This is a genomic window from Herbaspirillum lusitanum P6-12 (genome assembly GCF_000256565.1).
Taxonomy (GTDB): domain Bacteria; phylum Pseudomonadota; class Gammaproteobacteria; order Burkholderiales; family Burkholderiaceae_D; genus Herbaspirillum; species Herbaspirillum lusitanum.
In genome coordinates this window covers 1-7,296 of sequence record NZ_AJHH01000694.1, presented here as the reverse complement: position 1 = coordinate 7,296, position 7,296 = coordinate 1, and the positions used below count along the sequence as shown (strand labels likewise).

The 7,296-nt window shown below is 62.4% G+C and carries 8 protein-coding genes; 5 read left to right on the top strand and 3 right to left on the bottom strand.

The features are described 5' to 3' along the window. Nucleotides 1–331 (bottom strand): hypothetical protein (locus HLUSI_RS34475; RefSeq protein ID WP_238534065.1); only part of this gene is annotated, 331 nt, incomplete at its 3' end. Nucleotides 332–425: 94 nt separating this feature from the next. On the opposite strand from HLUSI_RS34475, the gene HLUSI_RS30150 reads away from it, so the two are divergent. After that, nucleotides 426–1,043, top strand: coding sequence for a pantoate--beta-alanine ligase (locus HLUSI_RS30150; RefSeq protein ID WP_330987197.1), 618 nt, complete (start codon nt 426–428; stop codon nt 1,041–1,043). Continuing rightward, nucleotides 1,043–3,514, top strand: coding sequence for an NADP-dependent isocitrate dehydrogenase (locus HLUSI_RS0122665; RefSeq protein WP_016836123.1), 2,472 nt, complete (start codon nt 1,043–1,045; stop codon nt 3,512–3,514). Before HLUSI_RS30150 ends, HLUSI_RS0122665 begins: the two co-directional genes overlap by 1 nt. A 189-nt stretch (nt 3,515–3,703) precedes the next feature. Here the strand turns inward: HLUSI_RS0122665 and HLUSI_RS0122660 are convergent, their stop codons facing one another. Then, on the bottom strand, nt 3,704–3,985 hold the full coding sequence (locus HLUSI_RS0122660; RefSeq protein WP_040503799.1) for a DUF4148 domain-containing protein: 282 nt from the start codon (nt 3,983–3,985) through the stop codon (nt 3,704–3,706). A 43-nt stretch (nt 3,986–4,028) separates the two neighbouring features. Between HLUSI_RS0122660 and HLUSI_RS33050 the strand changes: the two genes are divergently transcribed. The 3 genes from HLUSI_RS33050 to HLUSI_RS0122645 all read left to right on the top strand — a co-directional run bounded on the left by HLUSI_RS33050 (nt 4,029) and on the right by HLUSI_RS0122645 (nt 6,108). Further along, the gene (locus HLUSI_RS33050; protein WP_016836121.1) at nt 4,029–4,181 is read left to right on the top strand and encodes a hypothetical protein; all 153 of its coding nucleotides are present in this window, start codon (nt 4,029–4,031) and stop codon (nt 4,179–4,181) included. A gap of 329 nt (nt 4,182–4,510) precedes the next feature. Then, nucleotides 4,511–5,062 (top strand): hypothetical protein, encoded by a 552-nt coding sequence (locus tag HLUSI_RS0122650; protein ID WP_016836120.1) that lies wholly within the window; start codon nt 4,511–4,513, stop codon nt 5,060–5,062. 5 nt (nt 5,063–5,067) lie between these two features. Further along, nucleotides 5,068–6,108, top strand: coding sequence for an Lnb N-terminal periplasmic domain-containing protein (locus HLUSI_RS0122645; protein WP_083831028.1), 1,041 nt, complete (start codon nt 5,068–5,070; stop codon nt 6,106–6,108). Here HLUSI_RS0122645 and HLUSI_RS0122640 read toward each other — a convergent pair whose 3' ends face one another. Next, on the bottom strand, nt 6,109–7,083 hold the full coding sequence (locus HLUSI_RS0122640; protein ID WP_016836118.1) for a LysR family transcriptional regulator: 975 nt from the start codon (nt 7,081–7,083) through the stop codon (nt 6,109–6,111). Between the last annotated feature and the right edge of the window lie 213 nt (nt 7,084–7,296).

Genomic DNA, 7,296 nt, shown 5'->3' with positions numbered 1-7,296 from the left:
GAAAAAACCCGACGTCGCCGATGTTGAGGGTCATGATGTATTCCGGTTGAAAAGTCGGGTTGAACGGTCGGGTTGAATCGGGTGGGGCTTCGAAGATTCCATTCTGGGTGCTGCGCCGCGTCCGCTCAAGCCGGGCCTGGCGTGGATTGCTGCCAATCTGGCGTGCTATACGGACAAGGACGGCGGCGAGGTTTTTGGAGACGGCGGACTGGCTGGAAATAGCGGTGGTTTGGCCGGATCTGGACGTCGTTGACGGCTTCGTTCGGATAATGCGGCCCTGAAGATGCATTCCGGCAAGGCTTGCTTCGAAGCCATCGGGCCCGGTCGTCACCGGTTTTCGGCGGTTTCGGGCTAAAATACCGGTTGTTTTTGTGTTGGTGCTCAGGCAGTGGCAGCAGGAACGGCCTCTGCTTCCTTACAGGTTCATGAAAGGAAGTACCAATACAATACGAAGTTGTTGCAACATCAATCCGACGCATTGCGCCGTCGGGCAGGCAAGCCAGGTACTACCCGTATCGTCCGCTTCGCCTTGTCCGGCCCCCTTGATGGTGCGGCAGCCTCCGAGACGGCTCATCAAACACCAACCCCGCAAGGACATCACCGTGACTACTGATAACTCCACCATCATCTATACGCTGACTGATGAGGCGCCGCTGCTGGCGACCTACTCTCTGCTGCCCATCATCAGGACGTTCACCGAAATCATCGCCGCCGAAACCTGGCGCGCCGACGACGGCCTGGCGCTGTCTTCGCGCAACGGCTACCTGTCGGCCGATGAGCGCACCGAAGCGCCCGAGTTGTACAAGGTGCTCAACCAGGTCGCCGACGAAGTGCGCAGCGGCCACTTGGACATCTCCAAACTGGAACGCAAGGCCATGGATGCGCTGGCGCAGCGCGGTTGGCAGCCCGATTACATCTCGATCCGCAAGCGCAACGACTTGCAACCGCCGTCCGCCGGCGATCTGGCGCAGGGCGAACAACTGGTCGTGGTCGCCGCCGCCAAACTCGGCAAGACGCGCCTGATCGACAATCTCGAAGTCTGATGCGTCATTGGCAGACGCCGCTGCGGTCCGCCCTGCCGGCGGTGCTTGCGTTGCTTTGTGCAGGCAACGCCGCCGCAAGCATCACCGTCACCGATGATTTCGGCAACGACATCCGCCTCGACAAACCCGCGCGCCGCATCGTCAGCCTCTCGCCGCACACCACCGAATTGCTCTATGCCGCCGGCGCCGGACCGTATGTGATCGGCGTGAGCAACTACAGCAACTATCCTCCGGCCGCGTTGCAAGCGGTCTCGGTCGGCCGCATCAGCGCGGTCGACATCGAAAAAATCCTTACCCTCAAACCGGACCTGATCCTGGCCTGGCGCAGCGGCAATTCGGCCTGCGTCAACGTCGTTGAAAGCGATATCTCGGTGGCCACGCGGATTCTGGCCGAATTCCCGGACCGTCTGACGCCCGAACAACGCGTTCCCGACAACCTCGCCGCGCTGGGCAAGCTGACGCAAGATCCAAGCGCCAACATCATCAAGCTGCCGAACATCAGCGCCTCGGTGCCGCAGCTGCAAGCCGCGATCCGCGAACTGCAATCGCGCGGCTACGCGATCCCGGACCTGCCGGAAGATCCGAAGACCGACGAAGAAAAAGAAATCCTGAAGAGCTACTCCAAAGTGCTCGGCAGCGCCGTCAATCCGGTCCTGCGCGAAGGCAATTCCGATCGCCGCGCGCCGGCATCGATCAAGCGCTTCGCCCGCAAGCACCCGCACAGCATGGGCGAGTGGAGCATGGCATCGCGCTCGCACGTTGCGCACATGACCCACGGCGACTTCTACCACGGTGAAAAATCCATGACCATCGGCGCCGCACGCGACGTCAAGATGGAACTGATCGGCAAGAGCGGCAAGACCACGGTGTTGAAGGCAAAGGTCGCCCTGAAGGCCGGCGAAATCATCGACAGCATGTTCATGAGCAAGAAGGCGCTGTGCGAGTTCTACGAAGAGCAGTTCGAAGATGCACGCAAGACCGGCGTCATGCTGTCGCTGCACGTCAAGGCGACCATGATGAAGGTCTCGCACCCGATCGTGTTCGGCCACGCCGTCAAGATTTTCTACAAGGAAGCATTTGCCAAGCACGGCAAGCTGTTCGATGAACTGGGCGTGAACGTCAACAACGGCCTGGTCAACCTGTACGAAAAAATCGAGACCCTGCCTTCCTCGAAGAAGGAAGAAATCATCCGTGACCTGCACGCCTGTCACGAACACCGTCCGTCGCTGGCGATGGTCGACTCGGCCAAGGGCATTTCCAACCTGCACGCACCGAACGACGTGATCGTCGACGCCTCGATGCCGGCCATGATCCGCATCGGCGGCAAGATGTGGGACGCCAACGGCAAGCCGCAAGACACCAAGGCAGTGATTCCGGAAAGCACCTTCGCCCGCATCTACCAGGAAGTCATCAACTTCTGCAAAACCAACGGCAACTTCGATCCGACCACCATGGGCACCGTGCCCAACGTCGGCCTGATGGCGCAAAAGGCGGAAGAGTACGGCTCGCACGACAAGACATTTGAAATCGCTGAAGACGGCGTCGCCAACATCGTCGACCTGGCAACAGGCGAAGTCCTGCTGACGCAAAACGTCGAGCAAGGCGACATCTGGCGCATGTGCCAGGTCAAGGACGAGCCGATCCGCGACTGGGTCAAGCTGGCCGTCACCCGCGCCCGCAACTCCGGCATGCCGGCCGTGTTCTGGCTCGACCCGTACCGTCCGCACGAAGCCGAACTGATCAAGAAGGTCGAGACCTACCTGAAGGATCACGACACCAAGGGCCTGGACATCCAGATCATGTCGCAAGTGCGCGCCATGCGTTACACGCTGGAACGCGTGATTCGGGGTCTCGACACCATCTCGGTGACCGGCAACATCCTGCGCGACTACCTGACCGACCTGTTCCCGATCATGGAACTGGGCACCAGCGCCAAGATGCTGTCGATCGTCCCGCTGATGGCTGGTGGCGGCATGTTCGAAACCGGTGCTGGCGGTTCGGCGCCCAAGCACGTGCAACAGCTGGTCGGTGAAAACCACCTGCGCTGGGATTCGCTGGGCGAGTTCCTGGCTCTGGCGGTGTCGCTGGAAGACATGGGCATCAAGACCGGCAACAAGAAGGCGCAAGTGCTGGGCAAGGCGCTCGACGATGCCACCGGCAAGCTGCTGGACAACAACAAGTCGCCATCGCCGAAGACCGGCGAGCTGGACAACCGCGGCAGCCACTTCTACCTGGCCATGTACTGGGCGCAGGAACTGGCAGCGCAAAAGGAAGACGCGGAACTGGCTGCCAAGTTTGCGCCGCTGGCCAAGACGCTGGCCGAGAACGAAGCCAAGATCACCGCCGAACTCAAGGCAGTGCAAGGCAATCCTGTCGACATCGGCGGCTACTTCATGGCCGATCCGAAGAAGGTCAGCGAAGTCATGCGTCCGAGCGCCACGCTCAATGCAGCGCTGGCTTCGGTGAAGTAAACAAGTTCGAAGCAAGCCTGAAATCAGCCCGAAGCAGGGCGGAAGCAAGGTGAAAAAAAAGCGGATCTGCGCAGTACGGCAGGTCCGCTTTTTCATTTTCGGCGCGCTATTCACGCCGCTGGCGTCGCTTGCCGGTTTCGCATCGTGCGCAGCAAAGCCGGCGTTGCCACTAGTGATTACCGAAGGGCATCACGCGCCGGCGTACGTGGCGTCGTCATGCATGTTGTGCGCGTGCTGCAAGTCATGGCGCACGTCCTGGCGGCTCAGGTGCGACGATGCCGGCATGGCGACGGGATAGTTGTCGCCGTCCGCGATCTGGCCTTGCTGCTCGGCCTGGATCAGTTCCTGTTTGACTTCGGCGCGGCTGACGCTGGAAACAAATGGTTGATCGGCCGGATAGGGGACTTCGGCGTAGGCGCCGGCAGCGGAAGTGAGGGCCAGGACGGCGAAGGCGAGGGATAATTTACGCATGGTGTGTTCTCCAAAAAAAGTCAGGCGACGACCGCAGTCAGCCATGCAGACCGCATGGCTGAAGAGTAAAGCTGAAGAGGGGGCTGCGGCCATCGTGGAACACATTCTGCGCCGCGCTGTCGGACAGAAGCATGACGAACATATGACAATCCAGTCATGCGGGCGTCAGGTTTTTCTCAGCATGTGTTCAGCTTGAAGATGCCGTCCGGCATCATGCGATCCGACGCAGCAGCCCGTGCGGCGTACGGTATCGGCGGCACCGCGGTGTACCATGGCCGCACCGTGTCGCAAGCCAAAAGTGTCAGCCTCGGAGGGCAGGCATCCAAAAAAGGGGGAGTCAACGATGATGGAATTGTTCTATCGGATCAAGCGATCTCATAGTGCTCAGTGCGCATATAGGACTGCCCTGATGCTGGCGGCAGTCATCGCCGTTTCCTCTCTGCGCACGCCGCGCACGCGGCCGAACCGAGCTGCGATTGCCAGCAGAGCGCCGGCACGTGTTCGGCCTCGATCGCGGTCAAGCCGGTGGAGGCGACCACTCTCGGTTCGTATGCGTCCGAACTGCGTTTCACTTCTTCCGCACCGGCTTGCTCGAAGGTCAACTATCACGTCGACGGCACGCCGTATTTCAACGTGCTGGTCAACGGCAATACCGGCGCCGACACCATCTGGGGCCAGAAGCAGATCAGCCGCGCCAACATCACCGAGATCAGTTGCCAGGTATGCAAGCAAGTCGCCATGACGCCGGCGCCGGTCGAAAAGAAGCCCGAGAACATCGAACTCAAGCCGACGCTGTTTGACGGCCAGTGGGCCGGCGCAGGCAACAACTCCTTCGGCTCGGCGCAACGCTGGACCTTGAGCTTCGCCACCACTGCCGCCGGCAAGGCCGCCATCACCGGCACCATGGAAGGCAACTTTCCGACCGTACCGATCAGCGCCAGCGGCACCGTCAGCGGCAGCACGCTGAGCTGGCTCGACCAGCAGACCACCTGCTCGGCCAAGCTGCTGACCGACGTCTCGCTGGCTTTCGAATGCCACGGGCAGGGCTCGGTGCAGATGGTGATGCGGCGGCAGTGAATCGCATGAACGGCAAGGGCGGCCGCGTCCGCACATTTTTCTTCATCGCGCTGTGTCTCTTGCTCAGCGTGTCGACCACGCTGGCCGGCGTATGGGCCGGCTTTGCCCTGTGGTATCAGTTGCAGGCGCCGGCGCAGATCCGTACCGTCGCGGTCGCAGTGCTTGCGCTGGCGGTGCTGGCGGCGTTGCACGGCCTGTGGCGCCGACGCTGGCGGCCGCTGCTGGGGTTTGCCGTGCTGTGCGCCGGCATGCTGGGCTGGTGGAGCACGCTCAAGCCCTCGCATGACCGCGTCTGGGCCGACGACGTTGCGCGTCTTTTGCATATCGACATCGACGGCAACCACGCGCGCCTGACCAACGTGCGCAACTTCGACTGGCGCAGCGAGACCGACTACACCGTGCGCTGGGAAACCCGCGACTACGATCTCGACCACCTGGTCACGGCCGACCTGGTGCTGTCGTACTGGATGGGGCCGGCGATTGCGCACACGCTGGTGTCGTTCGGTTTCGACGACGGCCGCTACCTGACGTTTTCGGTGGAGATCCGCAAGGAAAAAGGCGAGAGTTTTTCGGCGCTGGGCGGTTTCTTCCGCAAGTTCGAGACCGTGCTGGTGGCCAGCGACGAGCGCGACATCGTGCGCGTGCGCAGCAATGTACGCGGTGAAGACGTGTATTTGTATCGCCTGCAGGTGGCGCCGGCCACCTTGCGCAAGCTGTTTGTCGGCTATGCCGGCGAAGCGGCCAGGCTCGAACGCGAACCGGCCTTCTACAACACCCTGACCAGCAATTGCACGACCATCGTGTTCGACCTGGCGCGCGCGATCAATCCGCAATTGCCGTTCGATTATCGCCTGCTGGCTTCGGGTTACCTGGCCGAATATGCATACGACGTCGGCGGCCTGACGCCGGGATTCGACTACGCCGCGCTGCATGCGCGCGGGCGTATTACCGAACGTGCGCTGGCGGCGGGGAACGATGCGCGCTTTTCGGAATTGATTCGCGTCGGCATTCCCGGTATTCCCGGCACTCCGGCGCCGGCAAAGTAATCACCGCGCCGGCCAGCGTGCCGCGCTGCCCACCGCCGCCGGCATCGCCTCGCGCATGGTGTCGATGAAGTAGCGCAGCCGCGCCGGATAGAAGCGTGCATACGGATAGATGATCGACACCGGCAGCGGCGCTGCTTCCCACCCGGGCAAGAGCGGCACCAGCCGGCCTTGTTCCATGTGTTCCGCCAGCAGCCAGGCCGAACCGAGCATCAGGCCGACGCCTTCCACCGCCGCATTGGTCAGCGCATACAAACTGTCGGAGCTGAGGCGCGGCTGGAAAGCGACCTCGGCGACTTCGCCGGTGGCGGTATTTTTCAGCGTGACGTCGCGCCGATAGAACTGCGGGATCGCCAGCCACGGCATCGCCGCCAGGTCGCGTGGATGGGTCGGGGTCGGATACTGCGCCAGCAAGGCCGGCGCGATCGCCACCATGCGCGGCACTTCGGCCAGGCGGATCGCCACCACGGCAGGGTCGCTGACTTCGCCGACCTGGATCGCGCAGTCGATGCCGTGCGCGATGAAGTCGGCGACGCGGTCGTACAGCAGCCATTCCACCGTGATCGCGGGATGACGCCGCATGAACTCGGCCAGCGGCGCGATCAGTTGCCGTTGTCCGAAGGCGTTCGGCACCACCACGCGCAGCGAGCCCCCGGCCTCAACGCCGGCGCCGCGCACATCGAACTGGAAGGATTCCCAGCCGGCCAGCAGGTCAAGCGCGCGCTCGTAGCAACGCTCGCCGTCTTCGGTTAGCTTCATCGCATGGGTGGAACGTTGCAACAGGCGTACGCCCAGCGAGCGCTCCAGCAACTGCAGGCGGCGGCTGATGGTCGGTTGCGTGGTGCCGAGCTGGCTGGCAGCGGCCGACAGGCTGCCGGCCTGGACGATGCGCACGAAGGTCTGAATCAGCTCGATGCGGTCTGCAGCGCTGGAAGAAGGCGGAAGGGCGGCGGGAGCCGAGATGGTCGCTTTGCTCATACGTACAGCGTATAACAATTCTGCACGCCATGCCACTACCGCAGCGCAGCAATGGCGCGCAAACTCCACCCCGTCAAACATTAAAAGGGATAGCCATCATGTCTTCCATTCAGAATACGCATACAAGTGCGGCGGCTGCGGCTGCTGCGGCGCCTGCAACCGCGCCCGTCAACGCGCTGCCGGCCTCGCTGATGCTGCTGCTGTCGTCCGGCG